Source organism: Mesorhizobium sp. AR07 (assembly GCF_024746815.1).
In the GTDB taxonomy this organism is placed as follows: Bacteria; Pseudomonadota; Alphaproteobacteria; order Rhizobiales; family Rhizobiaceae; genus Mesorhizobium.
Window position 1 is genome coordinate 841,486 of record NZ_CP080525.1, and the last position, 16,079, is coordinate 857,564.

Below are 16,079 nucleotides of genomic sequence, written 5' to 3' on the forward strand. Positions count from 1 at the left end.
ACCATGAAGATCAACTCCGCCTCCCTCGACGCCCTGCGCGTCGGCTTTAAAACCACCTTCCAAGCGAGCCTGGGCGCTGCTGCATCACAGCAAGCTCGCGTCGCAATGAAGGTGACTTCTACCGCCAAGTCGGAAAAATACGGCTGGCTGGCCAACATTCCCGGCATCCGGGAGTGGATCGGCGATCGTCTCGTCCAGAACCTCGGCGAGTACGACTACGAGATCAAGAACCGGCCGTTCGAGCAAACGATCGGCGTCGACCGCGACGACATCGATGACGACACTCTCGGCACTTATGGCCCGCTGTTCCAGATGATGGGCGACAACGTCGGGTTATTCCCCGACACGTTGGTCTGGCCTCTGCTGAAGGCCGGCTTCTCTACCAACTGTTTTGACGGTCAATTCTTCTTCGACACCGACCATCCCGTCATCCAGGCCGATGGCTCGACAGCAACGGTCGCCAACACCGATGGTGGCGCCGGAACGCCCTGGTATCTGTTGTGCACCAAGAAGCCGATCAAGCCGATCATCTACCAGGAGCGCAAGCCTTTCGACTTCGTGTCGAAGGACAAGCCGACCGATGACAACGTCTTCAACCAGAAGAAATTCCTCTACGGCGTCGACGGTCGAGCAAATGTCGGCTTCGGCCTCTGGCAGCTCGGTTGGGGCTCGAAGCAAACCTTGAATGCCGCGAACTACGCAATCGCCAGGGCGGCGATCGCCAGCTTCCGGGCTGACTATGGCCAGCCTCTTGGCCTCATTCCTGATCTTCTCGTCGTCCCTCCTACACTGGAGGGCGCCGGCAAGGCCGTCTTGTCCTCACAACTGGTCAATGGCGGCGAAACCAACCCGTGGGCAGGCACGGCCGAGTTGCTGATGGTTCCCTGGCTGGCCTGATCAAAGAGCCCAAATCCCCCAAGCCCGCCGGCCACGAGCCGGCGGGTCTTTCGGAAGCAGCTGGACGCTGGCTGCTTCCGAAAGACCCGAAGAGAGGACTGAAGCATGAGAACCCCGAAAACCGCGCGCATCAACCCCGAGAGCGACGACCAGGGCGTAGCCGGCGATCTGGCCGGCTACGCAGGCCTGCATCGTCTCCTGGCGGTGGCTGCTGCTCAACTCGCCGATAGCACCCTCGACCCACAGGAGGCCCTGAAAGCCAAGTTCCCAAACCTGCTGGCCGCGCTTGAGAAGGCGCACGCTGATGGTGTGCCTGAGCCAACGGGTCTCCGCGTTGTCGCGATGCGGGAAGGTTTCTGGCGCGGTGGCATCGCGCACTCGCGCGCTCCCGCCGTCCATGCCTTTGAGCATTTCACGTCAGCCGAGCAGCTGGAACAGATCTTTGGCGAGTCCTTGCTGGTCGTGGAGCTGATCTGACCTGATGAGCTACGCCGTCAAACAGGATCTGATCGACCGGTTCGGCGAAAAGGAGCTGCGGGAGCTGACCGACCGCACCAACCGGCCGCCGACGACGATCGACGACACGGTGGTCGGCCGCGCCCTGGCTGACGCCACGGCCCTGATCGACGGCTATGTCGCCAAGAAGTACAGCCTGCCGCTGGTGACCGTGCCGGACATCCTGGTGAAGATGGCTGCGGATATCGCGCGCTACTATCTGCATGGCAAAGCCGCCGACAAGGACAGCCCGGTCACCGCCGCCTACAACCAGGCTGTCGCCTGGCTGAAGGATGTCGCCAAGGGCCTGGTCGAGCTCGATGACGGCGGCGAGACGCCGGAGCCGGCCGGCGGCGGTGGCATCAAGACCAGCGCGCCGAACCGCGAGTTCACCCGCAACAGCCTCAGGGGTTTCTGATGGCTGACGGGATCAAGCTCGTTCTCAACGATAAGCGGGTCCTCGCTCGGCTCGACCAGCTCGCGCGCGCCGCCGAAAATCCGGCAGGCGCCATGGAGGCGATCGGCCTCTACATGGTCGGCGCCACACAGCGACGGTTTCAGCGCGAGACCGGGCCTGACGGGCAGAAATGGCAGCGGCTGTCGGCGCGCACCGCCAATCGCCGTGTCGGCCGCTCCCAGCGTGGCTATGGGCACATCCTGCGGCTCAATCTGCGGCTCTACTCAAGCATCGCCTACTTGGCCGATCCTGATCGCGTCGAGATCGGCACCAACATGGCCTATGCGGCTGCGCATCAGCTCGGCGCCGAAATCAAGATCCCGGCGCGCGAGCAGGACATCCACCTGGGCGACACCAATCGCGGCAAGCGGTTCGTCAAGGCGTCGCGCAAGCGCAAGCAGACCCTGCGCGTGAAGATCGGCGGCCACACCATCACCATCCCGGCGCGGCCCTATCTCGGCGTCGATACGGAAGACCAGGCCGAGATCCTCGCTATCGCCGAAGACTTCCTGCGGACGGAGGCCGGCGAGCAATGAGCCTGGTCTCTGAACTGATCGCGAGACTAAAGCCCGGTGGTGGCGAGGATGCCTTCGCGCTCGTCGAAGGCGCGACCGAGTTCGCGGCGATCGACAGCGTTCCGACCGCGATGCCGGCGGCCTACGTCATGACGCTCCGCGAAGCATCCGACGCAAACAGCCGCGCCACCGGCCGGGTGTTGCAGCGGTTGGAGGCCGACATCGCCGTCGTGATCATCACCAGCAACCTGTCCGACGTTCCCGGCAGTGCCGTCTCGTCCGACGTCGAGGATCTCAAGGCCTGGGTGCGCGGGCGCCTGGTCGGATACGAGGCGCCGAGTTCCGCAGATCCGATCGAACACGTCTCGGGCGAACTGCTCAAAACCAAGAATGGCACCGTCTGGTTCGAAGACGTCTTTGGTGCCGCCAGCTACCTCACGGAGAACAGTTGAAATGGCGCAGATCACGACGCCGCTCGCGGGCGGCAGCTACATCCGAAACAAGGACGGCAGCCTGAAACAGGTCGCCGGTACCGAGCCGGCGGCCGCGCCGGCTGCGGCCGTCGAAGCCGCGGTCGTTTCGGCGCAAACCACCGAAGCCAGTGAGGTCGTCACCGACCCGTCCAAGAAGGGGAAATAACCGATGCCGGAGGATTTCCGTCGTTTCAAGAAACTCGCCGCCTTGCTCAAGATGGAGACGGTGGAAGGCACGGACGCGACCCCCACCGGGCTCGCCAACTTCATCCAGCTTAGCGACGTGACCTTCACGCCAATGGCCGGCGATGAAGAAGCCCGCAACCTCATGCAGCCGAAACTTGGCCACCAGGGCGTCTATCTGACAGGCAACTACATCCAGGCTCAGTTCTCGGTCGAGATGGCCGGCTCCGGCGTCCTGGGCACTCCGCCAGCCTGGGGGCCGCTGCTTCGCTCATGCGGCTTCGCTGAGACGATCACTGTCGCCACAGACGTTCAATACGACCTGGTGCATGACAATTTCGAGAGCAGCACGTTGTACTGGAACGAGGACAAGGTGAGGCACATTGCTCTCGGCGTGCGCGGTACGGCCACTCTAAGCTTCATACCGAAGAAGATCCCGCGCTTTCAATTCACTTTGAAAGGGCTCGAAGGCACCATCACCGATACAGCTCTTCCTACGGTCGACAGGTCTATGTGGATCGATGCGGTTCCGGTCTCTAAGGCAGTCACGACCATGTCACTACATGGCTGGCCGGCAGTCTCCGAGAGCCTGAACCTCGACTTGGCCAACCAGGTGGTTCCGCGTCACCTGATCGGCAAGGAAAACGTGGCGATCACCGACCGGCAGGCCACGGGCACTACTGTTGTCGAAGCAAAGACGCTGGCGACCATCAACTGGTTTGCCATTGCCAAGGCCCACACCAAAGGCCCGTTGGCGCTTACGCATGGAAATGTCGTCGGCAACCGCGTCGGGGTCACCGCCGACGCCATCCAGATCGGCCGGCCTGCATCCGGCCAGACCGACAACATCCGCAACTACTCACTGCCGCTGATGGTCACCAGCCTCGGTTCGAACGAGCTGAAGATCACCGTCACTTGAAGGCGGTTTGAGCCGCCTTTCAACGCCCTTTGAAGCTTAGGAAAACGTGCCATGAAATTCGTACCGACCGCTGAATACACCTACTGGTGGCCGATCAAGGTCAAGATGCCACATCCAGACAAGTCGGGCCTGTGGATCACTGAAACGTTCGAGATGCAGTTCGCCTCCGTGACCTCGGACGAGGCGGGACGTATCCGGAAAGAACTCGCCGAGTTGAGGGGCGACGAGCGCACCAGCCATGAGCATGATCAGTTGCTCAACGCTTGCCGCGATTGGCGCGGCGTCGTCGATGACGACAAGAAGGCGATCGCCTTCGACCGCGAACTCCTGGTCACCATGCTGAAGGCCGGCCCCTGGTACCGCCAGGGCATTTATGAGTGCTACGGCAACTCCCTCATCAGCGACGCGGCACGAACGGGAAACTGAAAGAGGCCGCGCGCGCCTGGGCACTGTCGAGAACCGGCCAGACCGATCCGACAGCGCCATCGCGGCCCGATCACCAGGTGCGGATGGATGCGGAGGCGCTGGGCGTTCCAGCCGAGAGCCTGCCCGAGGCCGCAAACGACGAAGAGATCGACGTGTTCAACGTTTGGGACATCAACATGCCGGTAGTGCGGTTGTTTCTCGACTGCGAGACGCAATGGCGGGTGGTCGCGCGTGGCATGGTCGGCATCCTTCACTATGTCGGCATCGACTATGCCTCGGCGTCGGCTCTCCTCGAGGCGCGTTCGCGCAGCGAGCAGCGCAAGCATCCGGCGCGATGGATCTTCCGGGATCTCCGTGAAATGGAGCGCGCCGCTATCCCGATCTTGAACGAGGCCGGCCTGTGACGCTGAACCTCGCCCTGGTCATTTCCGGCGAAGCCTCGGGCGCAAAGCGCGCCTCGGCCGAGACGGCGGCCGGCGTCCGCGAAGTCGGCGTCGAGGCCGGCCGCTCGGCCGCCGCCATCACGGCCGCCAATGACCAGGCTATCGCGTCGTCGCGACGGGTGACCGAAGCGCTGGTTGGGCAGACGGCGGCTCAGCGGCAGCTGCAGGCCGGCGTCGAACGGATGATCTCGGCGGGCACGCCGACCGACGATGCGAGCTATCGCCAGCGCGCGGCCGATATCGCGGCCTACGGCAACAGTCTCGACGCATTGCGAGGGCGCTTCAATCCGCTCTTTGCCGCGTCGAAGCAGTATGAAGCCGAGCTGAATGACCTCAACGACGCGCACCGCCTCGGCGCGTTCACCAGCGTCAAGGAATATGACCTCGCACTGGAAGGCCTGAATTCCCGCTACACAATGCTCGCCCAAGGGCACGCGCGGACAGTTGGCGGGCTCGGAAGTGTCGGCGGTGCCGCGCAACTGACATCCTTCCAACTGTTGAACCTGTCACGCCAGGGCAACGACGTCGTCACCATGTGGCTGCTCGGCGCTCCGGCCATGCAGATCTTCGCCTCGCAGGCCGGCCAGGTCTACGATGCGCTTGAGAGCGGCCCCAGGGGCCTGAAGGGCTCGCTGGCCGGCATCGTCACCGGAGTTAGGTCAGCCGCCACCGCTTTGGGCAGCTTCATGCTGACGCCCCAGGGAATAGCCGTGGCGGCGGGTGCTGCTGTCGTGGCGGGCGTCACAACCTACATTCTTTCGACGAAGCAGCAGGTGAAGAGCCTCGACGATCTCCTGACACAGCACGCGGACGTGCTGCGCGGCATCGGCGATATCTACGAGAGCATCGGCCAGAAGGCCAAGGATGCGTTTTCGGGCGAGAGCGTGAACGGCCTTCGACTGCTTTCGTCGTCGACACAGGCGGGTCTTCAGATCCAGATCGCCAACCAGACCCAAGCAGCAATGGGCGACCTTGGTCGGTTCATCAATCCCGGTAAAAGCGCTGGCGGCTTCTTTGCGGCGAGCGGCGAGTTTAAGGAATTCGCCGATGAGATCGCCTATCTGAGAAAAACGGCAAGGGACGGTACGCCGGACATCGTCGGTTTTATCAAGAGGGTGGAGGACAAGTGGGCGCTCGATGCCAACAATGCCGCTCTCACCGTCAGCGCCGGCAAGCTGAAGGAGTTGTTCAAAGATGCCGACGCGGCTGCCCGAGCGCTTCAGCAGCTCAAGATCATCCAGGACGAACTGGCGAGAAATGTCGGACCGGGCAACATTCCCCTTCGCAGAGGCAATCTGTCGACCGAGGATATGGGATCGTACGATCTATCATGTTGATACCCTTATTCGGTAGCAGGTGGGTTAAAGTCGAGGTGTTGCCGCACGCCGGATTTGAGCTCTTGTATTGCGGCGATTGTTGCAGCGGCATCTGGAAACAGAACGCGTTTGTGAAGGGCGTTTTGGCGGACACTGATCACGCCATTGCGGATTCGATGCCGGATCCAGGAGCGAGAAACGTCCGCTGCCATCGCTAGTTCAGACACCGTTAGCCACCCGGGAATGTGGTGAGAGCGGGCTGGTGTAGACTGCCTCAATACGCGATGGCGTTGTCGGACGATCTGGACTGTGCGCACAGGAACGTAGCTGCGGCGCGGTGAGCGGAAGCCTTCCTTAGTCAGTTTGGCCGCTATCGCCGCGTCGTCGTCCCCTTGATGAGCCAGTTCGAGCAGCCGGACCTCCATCTCGGCGCCGCGAGACAGGGCGCTCAAGGCATGCACCCTCGGCTCGACCTCGCGTTCGGTAACTTCACCGCCTCGCCAAACGATGCGGATCGTAATCCGATCTCGGACCACCCGTTGCAGGATCACTTTGTCGATCAGGCTGCGTAGTAAGGCTTTCTTGCGTCCCCACTCTATGTCAGGTCTCTGCCAAAATTCGGGAAGTTGCGAACCGGCAGCGATAAAATCATTCTGTTCTGTCGGCGTCAGATCATCAGATTGACTTTGCATTGCGCGACGGCGCTCAAGTGCATCCTCCGCTTGACGAAGCTCACGCAGAGCCCCCTCCCAACGGCGCTCCAACTCGGCCGCAATCAGGCGATTGTCAGGGTCAACCCGATTGTATTGCCGTTCTGCGAGCAGCGCTTGATAACGCAGCCGCTTGATCTGCTGCTCTTCAGCGCGCTCAAAAGCCTCGTCTGCCTGCTGACGAGCATCTTTGGCGTGCATCAACTCGGCCAACTCGGCCGGACTGGCCGCCGCGAAGAGGGCCTCAACGACGCGGGCGTCGATGGGATCGGCTGGCAAATGCTGGCATAAGGCTCCGCCCTGGCTGCGTGCCAGGAAGTTGCAGACGTAACGATTGCCGTTCTTGTATTCGACGCCCATTTTATGGCCGCATCGCCCGCACCAGACAATGCCTTGCAACACCGCCGCGCCATCACGCGGCGCACCGCGTGTCTGGTTTCGTCGGTATTCAGCGTGATTGTCGCTCAGCATGGTCTGGATCCGCTCGTAACGCTCCCAATCGCAATAAGCAGGATAACGGTCTTTAACTACGATTTTCCACTCTGCCATTGGCCGGCGTCGCGAGATGATTTTACCACTCGCATACCTGGCGTGACAGGACTGGGTGCGGCCATAGACGAAGGCGCCGGCATAGGCCGGGTTCTTCAACATCCCGGCAAGCATGTTGGCAGTTGGGACGCGCCAGACAACGTCGCCAAATCGATTTCGCCGCGGTATGGTGAGCGCACGATCCCGCAAGGAACGGATCACTTTTCCGACGGTGCCCAACTCCCAAAATGCAGAGAATATCAGGGCAATCCGGTCCTGCACTTCCTGGTTTGAATCCTTCATCACGACACCATTGGTATCCCGCTCCAACCCGGCTGGTAACAGCAAAGCCAACTCACCCCGTTCAGCCTTGCTGAGCAGACCAGCCGTCAGGCGGCCACGAAGCGTGTGCAATTCCACTTCCGAGATCGTACCCTTCAGGCCAAGCAACAGGCGCCCGTTGGCCGAGCCCGGGTCGTAAATTCCGTCGCGGTCGCCGATGAGGCATTGCCGATAGCCGCATAAATCGAGGAGTGGGTACCAATCGGAACAATTGCGGGCAAGCCGTGTCACTTCATACGAGAGAACGATGCCAACTTCACCCAATGTGACGCGTCCAAGGAGATCTTTGAAGCCGGCACGGTGAGCCGCCGCAGCTCCACTCTGGCCAAGGTCCGCGTCGATCACTTCGATATTGGTGTCGTCCCAGCCGAGATCCCCCGCACGCTGATGCAATGCATACTGCAGCCGCAGGCTTTCCTGGTTGTTGACCATCTGATGTGGTGTCGATTGCCGGATGTAAATCACGGCTTTTCGGCACAAATGCTGGGTTGTTATCAGATCCGACATCATGGCTCGCCCTCCAGAGAACCATGCGGTTCCGATCGGGGTGATTCGGTTTCTGACGTCAGGCTATCATGCTCAGCCATATCGCCGGAACTTCGCGGCGCCTGCGCCTTTGCGCAACTGACCAGGCGAATAAAATCGCGAACGCTCGCAGTCGAAAGCTTGGCTGACGGCGAATCTGGTGCCGATGGATACAGATTGGTGGCCGAGATCGGAATCTTCAGGAGAACATCATCGCGGTAAACGACAAGAAGCTGACGATAGGCGCCGGCGCCGCTCGGTCCTGCCGCTAAAATGAAATCGCGCCCATAAAGAGGGTGTGCCGGATCAGTAACTGTTATGCGCTGATCATCTCCAAATCTAATTGGGGCATTAAGATGTGTGCTCGTACGACCAGTATCTTGCTGGTCAGCGCGTTTCGGCGCAGCGAGCACAACAGGCCTTCGAAGCGCAGCAGCAAGCACTCTATGCCAAGTCGCCAGCCGAATTGGCGGCGGCCGCCAGGGCACAAGCAAGCGCGCAGTACAACGACAACGAAAATCCTGCCGCCCGCGCCGACCGGATCGAAACTGCCGGCAAGCTGGCTCTGGCGACCGCAAACAACACGCTGTCTGAAGCCCAGAAGGAGCGCGCCCGCTCGCTCGACCAGACGCTTGCCGGACAGCAGCTCGATATCAGCCTGATCGGCAAGACCGCAGGCGAGACGGCTCGGCTGCGGTTGGAGTTCGACCAGATCGCCCAGGTGCGCGCCGAAGCCGCGCGCAACAACGTCGCGGTCGACGAGGCCGAGATCCTGCGTATCAAACAAAAGGCAGCCGAATACGGCAAAGTCGCTGACGCTGCCGCCCGCGCCAATCTAGCCCACGACCTATCCTTCGAGCGCGACCAGCTCTTCCGTTCGCCGCAGGACCAGGACGTCGCCTCGCGGCTCCAGTCGGCCGGGCTGCCGGTCGACCTCAATTCCTATGAGGCCGGTCTGATCCGCGCCAATCAGCAGCTCGAAATCCAGCGCAAGCAATGGGAAGACATCCGCGATGTCGGCCGCGACGCCATCGATACGCTGCTCGACCCGGACAGCTGGAATAATTTCGGCGACGCGGCCAAGAAGATCGGCCTCGACATCCTGGGCGAGTTCACGAAGCTAAGCCTGAACAACCCGCTGAAGAACCTGTTCTATGGCGACAATTTGCCGACGCTGGACAGCGCTGGCGGCATCGGCGGCTTCATCGGCACGCTGCTCGGGGGCGATTTCGCAGGCGGCGCCAGCAAGTCGGTCGGCGCGATGTCGGTCAACGCCGGCAGCGTCGTCGTCACCGGCTCGATCGGCGCCACCGGCAGCCTCGGCAGCCTCGCTTCCAATGTCACGAAACTGCTGACAGGCGGCAACGACAACAGCGCGGCCGGCGCTGGCAACATGTCGCTGTTCGCCAGTGCCATCAAGTCGATCGAGAGCAGCGGCAACTATTCGGCCGTTGGTCCGGTCCTCGGCAACGGCGACCAGGCGCTCGGCGCGTACCAGGTGATGAAGAGCAATCTTCAGTCGTGGACGCAAGAGGCGTTCGGCAAGGCGATGTCGGCCAGCCAGTTCCTCGCCGATCCCGGCGCCCAGGACGCCGTGTTCCAGCAGCAGTTCGGCAAGCTCCTGTCCAAGTTCGGCAATTCGCAGGATGCGGCCTCGGCGTGGTTCACCGGCGGGCCGCTGTCGAAAAACGCCGGTGCGACCGACGTGCTGGGCACCACCGGCTCCGCCTATGTCGACAAGTTCAACGCCGCGCTGGCGAACCTCGACAGCACGACGACGGCGGCGACGAAGAGCCTCGGCGGCTTCGGCAGCGGCCTCGGTCAGCTCGGCAACGCGCTCAACCAGTTTCCGGCGGCACCGTCCCTGGGCGGCGGCGGCCTCGGCAGCTGGCTTAGCAGCCTTCTTGGCGGCGGCATGTCGCTGTCACCGGCCGCTGCCGGAGACATCGCGTCGGGCTCTTGGGGCCTCTTCGACATAGGCGGCTATACCGGCGACGGCCCAAGGCGCAAGCCGGCCGGCATCGTCCATGCCGGCGAAGTGGTCTGGAGCCAGGACGATGTTTCGCGGGCCGGCGGCGTTGGCGTGGTCGAAGCCATGCGGCTCGGCCGGCGCGGCTACGCCACCGGCGGCGCGGCGATCGAGGGCGGCTTCGCGATGCCAGCGACGGGCACCTATGGCGGCGGGCCGACCTGGTCGAGCAACGGCGGTTCGCAAACTCGGGAAGTCCTGCATCGCATCGTCGTCGAGGAAGGCCCGATGTTCCGGACCACCATCCGATCGGAAAGCCAGGATGTGGCCGTCGAGGTCGTGCGCGGCAACGACGCGGCCAGGGCCGACTATTACAACGCCGGAGGCAACCCGCGCTGATGGCCACGATCATTGATCTTCCCGATATCGTCGGCTGGGAGAAATGCAGCTTTGACCCTGTGCGTGTTCGCACGCTCGACCGCATGGAAGGGCGGCGCACCGAAAGCATCAGCATGCCGACCGGCTGGTGGACCGCGTCCTACACGCCCGGATTTCTGTTTCCTGTCGACATGGGCAAGATGGACGCCTTCATGATGTGTGCCGGCGACGATGGCGAGGTGTTCCGCGCCTACGACCCGTTCCGGCCGCGCCCGATCCTGATGAACACCGGAGCGCCGCTTTCAGGCGTGAAGGCCGGCGGCGGTGCGTTTGACGGCACGGCTGTCCTGAATTCCATCACCAACAGCCGCACGGTGATCATCAGCGGACTGCCTGCAGGTTTTCAATTCTCGTATGGCGACTACGTGGAATTCCGGCAAAACGGCCTGTCGTCACTGCATCGCATCCGACTGCCGGCGACGGCCAGCAGCGCCGGCCTGGTCACCCTGTCGATCAAATACGGCCTCGACACGCAAAACTTCACCACTGCGGCCGTGGTGCGTCTGGAGAAGCCGTCCTGCCTGATGCAGATCGATCCCGGCTCCTATGACGGAACCAAGTCCACGAAGGATCGCCGGCCGAGCTTCACCGCTGCGGAGGTCTTCAACCCGTGAGCGTGAGCCTAGATCCTGCCGTCGAAGCCCTGGTTGACGCCGGACAGTTCGTCCTACTGGAATTGGTTCGCATCGACCTTTTCGGCAAGGGTGCCGTGCCGCCAAAGACGGTCGGCTACCACCGTGGCGGCCGGCCGTTCACGTTCAATGGCTTGACCTATCTGCCGAACCGCTGGCTGGCGCCAGGCGCGTTCACGGCGTCCGTTGGCCCGGCGCCGACCAAGCGCACCATCGCCTTTTCCTACGCGCCAACGGTCAATGCCGACGACGCGATCGCCAAAATCCGCACCTACAACTATCTCAATGCCCCGGTCATCATCACCAACCTGGCTGGAGATCCAGCAACCGACCAGGTGGCAGGCATCCTCACGTCGATCATCTACAAGATCTACGCGGTGCGCTTTCCCAGAGGCGCGGCGGACAAGGATGGCAACCGCTCGCTGACGGTCGAAATCGACCTGGTGCCACCGGGCCGCTCGACGCGCGGCTCGACGCTGATCAAAATCAGCCCGGCCGACCAGAACTTCGACAACCACGCCACCGAGACCTCGCTCGAATACGTCGCCACCAACGCCACCATCACCGAGGAGTGGGGGCAGCGCAGTGGCTGATCGTTTCCAGATCGTCGACGCGACCCTTAAGGCCGAACTCGCCAAGCCCTATGTCGAGGGCGAGAGCGACTGCTTTTTCCTCGGCAACCAGATGGCGGATGCGCTCGATCCGACGCTCGGCCTGGTCAAGCTCTACTGGCGCGCCTATTCGACGCTTCTTGGCGCGCAGAAGGCCTTGCGCAAGCGCGGCCACAAAACCCTTGCGGATCTCTATGCCACCCACCTGACGCCCTGTGCGCCGGCCGAAGCACAGTTGGGCGACATCGTCATTCTGCAGCTCGCCGACGGTCAGCATGTCGGCATCTGCCTCGGCATGCGCTTTGTCACCAAGACCAGCGCCGGGCGCTCGGATCACTCCATTGCCGATTGCGTTGCCGCGTTTGAAACGGGTCGTGGCGCATGATCTTTGGCGCCATCATCACCGCCGTTGTCGGCCTGTTCAATCTGGGCGCGCTGGCGACCACACTGATCACCGGCGCGCTGTCCTACGCCGTCCGGCTGGGCATCAGCTACCTCTCGCGGCCGAAGGCCCGCAAGTATTCGGCGGTCCAGGGCGAAAGCCAGATCGGCGGCTCGGTGCCGGTCTCCACGCTCTTCGGCATGGGCAAGAACAGCAGCCCGCACCGGCTTTTCTACGCCAAATATGGCGAGGGCAATAAGTACAACGCCGAGGTTTGGCGACTGGCACACGGCTGGTGCGACGGCCTCGAACCCTACGTCTATTTTGGCAGCAAGAAGCACAATCTGATCGAGGCCGACCCGATCGTCGGCGGCAACGAGATCAAGCACTACCATGTCGAAGATTTCGACGCCAAAATCTCGATCCGGTTCTACGACGGCCGGCCCGGCCAAGGTCCTGATGTAAAGCTGGTCGCCGACACGGCTGCGCTCGGTCAGACTTGGAAATCGACGAGCGTCTGCGCCGGCATGACCTACGTCGTGGTCGAGGTCGAATACGACGAAAAGCTCTTTCCCTCGGGCCGGCCGGCGATCCAGTGGGTGATGCGGGGTCTGCGCGAATACGACCCGCGCAAGGACAGCACCGTGGTCGGCGGCTCCGGCCCGCAGCGTATCGACAATCCGGCGACTTGGGTTTTCACCAAGAACCCGGCCGTGCATCGCTTGAATTACGAGCTTGGCCTCAGGGGCATGATCTCCGGCCGCACCCTGATCGGCATGGGCAAGACCCTCGGCCAGCTCGACCTTGCCAGCTACTTCGCGTCGATGAACGTCTGCGACACGCTTCGCAGCGGCAAGCCGACCTATGAATGTGGCCTCTTCGTCAATTCGGATGACGACCATACGCAGATCCTCGCCGAGTTCGAGGACGCGATGGCCGGTTACGCCGTTAACCGGCGCGGCCTGTCCGGCGTCATTGCTGGCGCGCCGCAGATCCCGGTGCTGGAGATCACGGCCGATGATATCCCGCTCGATCGGCCTCGGCCGGACACCCAATACGACAAGTCTGCCGGGGACCTTTACAACCAGCTTTCCGGGCAGTTCACCTCCATCGAAAAGATGTGGGAGGCCGAGAGCCTCAAGCCGATCATCGTCAATGCCGATATCGCGGCCGATGGCGCGCCGCGTGGCACGGCGAACGACTTCCTGCAGGTGTCCGACCCCGACATCGCTCAATACCTCCTGACGATCCGCTATCGCCAGAACCGCAAGGGCGGAACGCAAACCATACCCGTCAGCCGACGTGTCGGCCTGGCTGTGATGGAGGGCGAATGGCTCACGCTTGAGGGCGCCACCTGGCTGGTCACCAAATGGCAGGTCGACGAGAAATTCAGGATCACCTTGGGGCTCTCGGAAACCGGCGCGGACATCTACGCCGAGGGCGGCATCCAGCCCGGCCCGATCGTCATCCCGCCGAGCCCGCCGATCAATCCGTCGATCCTGACCACGGTGCAGAATTTCAGGGTGGAGGTTGGCACCATCGCAGGCGCGGGCGGCCAGCAGGTGCCGACCCTTCGCTTTGCCTGGGACCCGCCCAACGATCCGACGATCACGGCGGTGCGGTTCGACTATGTCATCGGTCCCGATCCGACTGGGCAGACCATCTACCAGGATAAGTGCGACAGCCCTCAGGCGGGGATTTATGAAACGTCGAAGGACGTGCAGCCGGGCGTTTTCTACACCGCCCGTGCCACGATCACGACGGTTCCAGATCGCTTCAAGACGTTCACGGGCTGGCTGACTACCGCACAGGTGACCGCACCTGTTCAGGTCTATCCGCCCGGCCTCATCGCGCTGATCAACCAGAACGTCGATCAGGGGCTCTATTTCGTCGGCCAGGCCGCGCGTGATCTGCAAAACCAGCTGATCCGCAACACCTTGGCGACGGTCGAGCAGGACGGCCGAAACGTCCTCGACAAGCAGGAACTGCGCACGCTGCTGGTCGCGCATGTCGGCGTCTTCGACGCGAAGTACACGGACATCACCACTGTCATTGCCAGCAATATCGACGCGGTCTCGCAGCGCGTCCAGATCAATGAAGCGGCGTTGACGGGCTACAATAGTGTCAATGCGATCTCGACCGCCTTCTCAGCGCAGGCAGCCTCCGTCAGCCTGGTCGATGGCCGCGTCACGGCCGTCAGCAATGCTCTGACTGTTCTGGACACCACGGTCGGCAACTTCTCGGCCTCTGGGCGGCTTCGGATCAACTCGACCGCGACCGAAGCCGGTGCCGTCTCCACCATCGCGTTCAGTACGTCGGCATCGAGCGGCAGCGGAACGGTGACCGCAGCCATGCTGATGTCGGCGACGGCGGGCGGCCAGGCCATCATCGGGTTTGTCGCGGACCTAGTCTATTTCCGCGATGCGTCTGGGAACAAGGAATATCCATTCGCCTTCAGCGGCGGCGTGATGCGGGCGAACTTCGCCAACATCGGCACGATCACGGCTGGCGTCATCAAGAGCCCGGATAACAGGTACGTCAACACTGTCGCCACCGGCACGCAGGAATGGTTTGACTGATGTCGCGCGGCTTCCTGGACGACATCGGCGGATCGAAGCGTCTGCGCATGGCGGTGGCGGGCGCCAATGCCCGCGACATGTCGCTGCCCATGAACAAGGTGGCCTTCGACAGCACATGGTTAGGCACCGCCGGCATCGCCTTCACAGGGACCTTTACGATCTCGGCCAACGCCGCACCGAATACGAGTTTCGTTACCTGGGCCACCCTTGGCGCTCCGCCGCTAGCCGAGATCGCATTCCTGAAATCTGGCTTGTACTCCAACCTTGCCGACGGGGATTTCGGCACCACCGTGGGCATAACGCTCCTGGTCGGAGCGACCGGCATCTCTGGCGACTGCAAGGGCCTGAATTATCCGATCGTCGTCGCCTATGTCGTCTACCGGATTTTCCCATGAAGCGGGGAAAGATCGCTCTTGGAACACCCCTGTTTTTCAGGTTCTCGAAAACAGGCAAAGATGTCGATACGGGCACACAGGCAGATATGCTGATCCATGAGAGCGTCTTCCTCTCACAGATCCTCCAGTCGGGCACAGTCGCAAATCCGGGTAGCCCCACTTTCAGGGCAACGGTTGCGTTCGATCCGTCGCTTATCAACCCACTGCCAATCGTCTACCCCGTTTACTCGGGCAACGTCGCTTTTCCCGGACCCATGGCCTACGTGTCGGGCGCCCATGTTACCATCAAGACGGGCGTCTTCTGGAGCGTTTCGGGCAGCGTTCTGTCGATCCTGTTTCCGGCGATCGTGACCTCGGCACGCTACGCCATCATCAGGCAGGAGGCACCGTAGATGCCTCGCGCACGGTGGGACAAGACCGGCATCGCCATCGCTCGGCTGGGGTTCAATGTCGACACGGCTGGCCAGTCGAATATCCTGTTCAAATCGAACTCGGCGACAAGACGAATTTACATGCAGGGGACGATCGCTTTCGGTGGCGCGGTCACGATCGGCCCTTACAGCAACCACTATCAAAAGAGCACGGTGACTTTTGCGGCGCCCTTCGTGAAGGCCCCGCAAGCGCTTGTCGGCGTCAGGGACAACACCCTCAACAAGTTCATCCTGCCGACCCAGGCCATCGTCGGCGGCGAGACGGTTTCCGGCACCTGGTGGGACTTCTACGAGCCCGTGATCAGTGCCTTCACCTTCACCGACCGGATCGAACTCTACACGCGCTACGCGGCGGTCTCGCCACTTTCACACTTCGCCTACTGCGTTTTCGAGAACTCTGCGGACTGAGGAGA

19 protein-coding genes are annotated in these 16,079 nt (G+C 62.3%); 18 read left to right on the forward strand and 1 reads right to left on the reverse strand.

What is annotated here, in order from left to right:
* Positions 1-3: 3 nt before the first annotated feature.
* The 10 genes from BPNPMPFG_RS04490 to BPNPMPFG_RS04535 all read left to right on the forward strand — a co-directional run bounded on the left by BPNPMPFG_RS04490 (position 4) and on the right by BPNPMPFG_RS04535 (position 6,145).
* Positions 4-897, forward strand: coding sequence for a Mu-like prophage major head subunit gpT family protein (locus BPNPMPFG_RS04490; protein ID WP_258593417.1), 894 nt, complete (start codon positions 4-6; stop codon positions 895-897).
* 105 nt (positions 898-1,002) lie between these two features.
* A complete protein-coding gene (locus tag BPNPMPFG_RS04495; RefSeq protein WP_258593418.1) occupies positions 1,003-1,374 on the forward strand; it encodes an HI1506-related protein in 372 nt (123 codons plus the stop codon).
* A gap of 4 nt (positions 1,375-1,378) precedes the next feature.
* Positions 1,379-1,810, forward strand: coding sequence for a gp436 family protein (locus BPNPMPFG_RS04500; protein WP_258593419.1), 432 nt, complete (start codon positions 1,379-1,381; stop codon positions 1,808-1,810).
* Positions 1,810-2,385, forward strand: coding sequence for a phage virion morphogenesis protein (locus tag BPNPMPFG_RS04505; protein WP_258593420.1), 576 nt, complete (start codon positions 1,810-1,812; stop codon positions 2,383-2,385). The genes BPNPMPFG_RS04500 and BPNPMPFG_RS04505 overlap by 1 nt, the downstream gene beginning before the upstream one ends.
* Complete coding sequence (locus tag BPNPMPFG_RS04510) at positions 2,382-2,816, forward strand: phage tail terminator protein (protein ID WP_258593421.1); 435 nt, start codon at positions 2,382-2,384, stop codon at positions 2,814-2,816. The genes BPNPMPFG_RS04505 and BPNPMPFG_RS04510 overlap by 4 nt, the downstream gene beginning before the upstream one ends.
* Before the next feature lies 1 nt (position 2,817).
* A complete protein-coding gene (locus tag BPNPMPFG_RS04515; RefSeq protein ID WP_258593422.1) occupies positions 2,818-3,003 on the forward strand; it encodes a hypothetical protein in 186 nt (61 codons plus the stop codon).
* Positions 3,004-3,006: 3 nt separating this feature from the next.
* Positions 3,007-3,939: a phage tail tube protein gene (locus BPNPMPFG_RS04520; RefSeq protein WP_258593423.1), complete on the forward strand. Its 933-nt coding sequence runs from the start codon at positions 3,007-3,009 to the stop codon at positions 3,937-3,939.
* Between the two features lie 51 nt (positions 3,940-3,990).
* Complete coding sequence (locus tag BPNPMPFG_RS04525; protein ID WP_258593424.1) at positions 3,991-4,365, forward strand: hypothetical protein; 375 nt, start codon at positions 3,991-3,993, stop codon at positions 4,363-4,365.
* Positions 4,317-4,769: a DUF1799 domain-containing protein gene (locus BPNPMPFG_RS04530; RefSeq protein ID WP_258593425.1), complete on the forward strand. Its 453-nt coding sequence runs from the start codon at positions 4,317-4,319 to the stop codon at positions 4,767-4,769. The genes BPNPMPFG_RS04525 and BPNPMPFG_RS04530 overlap by 49 nt, the downstream gene beginning before the upstream one ends.
* The gene (locus tag BPNPMPFG_RS04535) at positions 4,766-6,145 is read left to right on the forward strand and encodes a phage tail length tape measure family protein (protein ID WP_258593426.1); all 1,380 of its coding nucleotides are present in this window, start codon (positions 4,766-4,768) and stop codon (positions 6,143-6,145) included. The genes BPNPMPFG_RS04530 and BPNPMPFG_RS04535 overlap by 4 nt, the downstream gene beginning before the upstream one ends.
* A gap of 5 nt (positions 6,146-6,150) precedes the next feature.
* On the opposite strand, the gene BPNPMPFG_RS04540 is transcribed toward BPNPMPFG_RS04535, so the two are convergent.
* Positions 6,151-8,214, reverse strand: a complete 2,064-nt coding sequence (locus BPNPMPFG_RS04540; protein WP_258593427.1) for a recombinase family protein — start codon at positions 8,212-8,214, stop codon at positions 6,151-6,153.
* Positions 8,215-8,587: 373 nt separating this feature from the next.
* Between BPNPMPFG_RS04540 and BPNPMPFG_RS04545 the strand changes: the two genes are divergently transcribed.
* Genes BPNPMPFG_RS04545 through BPNPMPFG_RS04580 form a run of 8 tightly spaced genes read left to right on the forward strand, consistent with a single transcriptional unit; the run spans position 8,588 to position 16,074 of the window.
* The gene (locus BPNPMPFG_RS04545; protein WP_258593428.1) at positions 8,588-10,597 is read left to right on the forward strand and encodes a hypothetical protein; all 2,010 of its coding nucleotides are present in this window, start codon (positions 8,588-8,590) and stop codon (positions 10,595-10,597) included.
* Positions 10,597-11,250 (forward strand): hypothetical protein, encoded by a 654-nt coding sequence (locus tag BPNPMPFG_RS04550; protein ID WP_258593429.1) that lies wholly within the window; start codon positions 10,597-10,599, stop codon positions 11,248-11,250. The genes BPNPMPFG_RS04545 and BPNPMPFG_RS04550 overlap by 1 nt, the downstream gene beginning before the upstream one ends.
* Positions 11,247-11,861 (forward strand): DUF2163 domain-containing protein, encoded by a 615-nt coding sequence (locus BPNPMPFG_RS04555; RefSeq protein ID WP_258593430.1) that lies wholly within the window; start codon positions 11,247-11,249, stop codon positions 11,859-11,861. Before BPNPMPFG_RS04550 ends, BPNPMPFG_RS04555 begins: the two co-directional genes overlap by 4 nt.
* Positions 11,854-12,264, forward strand: coding sequence for a DUF6950 family protein (locus BPNPMPFG_RS04560; RefSeq protein WP_258593431.1), 411 nt, complete (start codon positions 11,854-11,856; stop codon positions 12,262-12,264). The genes BPNPMPFG_RS04555 and BPNPMPFG_RS04560 overlap by 8 nt, the downstream gene beginning before the upstream one ends.
* Positions 12,261-14,840, forward strand: coding sequence for a phage tail protein (locus tag BPNPMPFG_RS04565; protein ID WP_258593432.1), 2,580 nt, complete (start codon positions 12,261-12,263; stop codon positions 14,838-14,840). The genes BPNPMPFG_RS04560 and BPNPMPFG_RS04565 overlap by 4 nt, the downstream gene beginning before the upstream one ends.
* Positions 14,840-15,235, forward strand: coding sequence for a hypothetical protein (locus BPNPMPFG_RS04570; protein ID WP_258593433.1), 396 nt, complete (start codon positions 14,840-14,842; stop codon positions 15,233-15,235). Before BPNPMPFG_RS04565 ends, BPNPMPFG_RS04570 begins: the two co-directional genes overlap by 1 nt.
* The gene (locus BPNPMPFG_RS04575) at positions 15,232-15,627 is read left to right on the forward strand and encodes a hypothetical protein (protein WP_258593434.1); all 396 of its coding nucleotides are present in this window, start codon (positions 15,232-15,234) and stop codon (positions 15,625-15,627) included. Before BPNPMPFG_RS04570 ends, BPNPMPFG_RS04575 begins: the two co-directional genes overlap by 4 nt.
* Positions 15,628-16,074 carry a hypothetical protein gene (locus tag BPNPMPFG_RS04580; protein WP_258593435.1) on the forward strand — a complete coding sequence of 149 codons (447 nt, stop codon included), beginning with the start codon at positions 15,628-15,630 and terminating at the stop codon, positions 16,072-16,074.
* Positions 16,075-16,079: the final 5 nt, after the last annotated feature.

Excerpts from the sequence above, each read along its gene's own strand:
- BPNPMPFG_RS04565 (WP_258593432.1), top strand. The coding sequence starts at position 12,261 with ATGATCTTTGGCGCCATCATCACCGCCGTTGTCGGCCTGTTCAATCTG.
- BPNPMPFG_RS04490 (WP_258593417.1), top strand. The coding sequence starts at position 4 with ATGAAGATCAACTCCGCCTCCCTCGACGCCCTGCGCGTCGGCTTTAAA.
- BPNPMPFG_RS04500 (WP_258593419.1), top strand. The coding sequence starts at position 1,379 with ATGAGCTACGCCGTCAAACAGGATCTGATCGACCGGTTCGGCGAAAAG.
- BPNPMPFG_RS04505 (WP_258593420.1), top strand. The coding sequence starts at position 1,810 with ATGGCTGACGGGATCAAGCTCGTTCTCAACGATAAGCGGGTCCTCGCT.
- BPNPMPFG_RS04520 (WP_258593423.1), top strand. The coding sequence starts at position 3,007 with ATGCCGGAGGATTTCCGTCGTTTCAAGAAACTCGCCGCCTTGCTCAAG.
- BPNPMPFG_RS04495 (WP_258593418.1), top strand. The coding sequence starts at position 1,003 with ATGAGAACCCCGAAAACCGCGCGCATCAACCCCGAGAGCGACGACCAG.
- BPNPMPFG_RS04540 (WP_258593427.1), bottom strand. The coding sequence starts at position 8,214 with ATGATGTCGGATCTGATAACAACCCAGCATTTGTGCCGAAAAGCCGTG.
- BPNPMPFG_RS04550 (WP_258593429.1), top strand. The coding sequence starts at position 10,597 with ATGGCCACGATCATTGATCTTCCCGATATCGTCGGCTGGGAGAAATGC.
- BPNPMPFG_RS04580 (WP_258593435.1), top strand. The coding sequence starts at position 15,628 with ATGCCTCGCGCACGGTGGGACAAGACCGGCATCGCCATCGCTCGGCTG.
- BPNPMPFG_RS04575 (WP_258593434.1), top strand. The coding sequence starts at position 15,232 with ATGAAGCGGGGAAAGATCGCTCTTGGAACACCCCTGTTTTTCAGGTTC.
- BPNPMPFG_RS04510 (WP_258593421.1), top strand. The coding sequence starts at position 2,382 with ATGAGCCTGGTCTCTGAACTGATCGCGAGACTAAAGCCCGGTGGTGGC.
- BPNPMPFG_RS04515 (WP_258593422.1), top strand. The coding sequence starts at position 2,818 with ATGGCGCAGATCACGACGCCGCTCGCGGGCGGCAGCTACATCCGAAAC.
- BPNPMPFG_RS04570 (WP_258593433.1), top strand. The coding sequence starts at position 14,840 with ATGTCGCGCGGCTTCCTGGACGACATCGGCGGATCGAAGCGTCTGCGC.
- BPNPMPFG_RS04525 (WP_258593424.1), top strand. The coding sequence starts at position 3,991 with ATGAAATTCGTACCGACCGCTGAATACACCTACTGGTGGCCGATCAAG.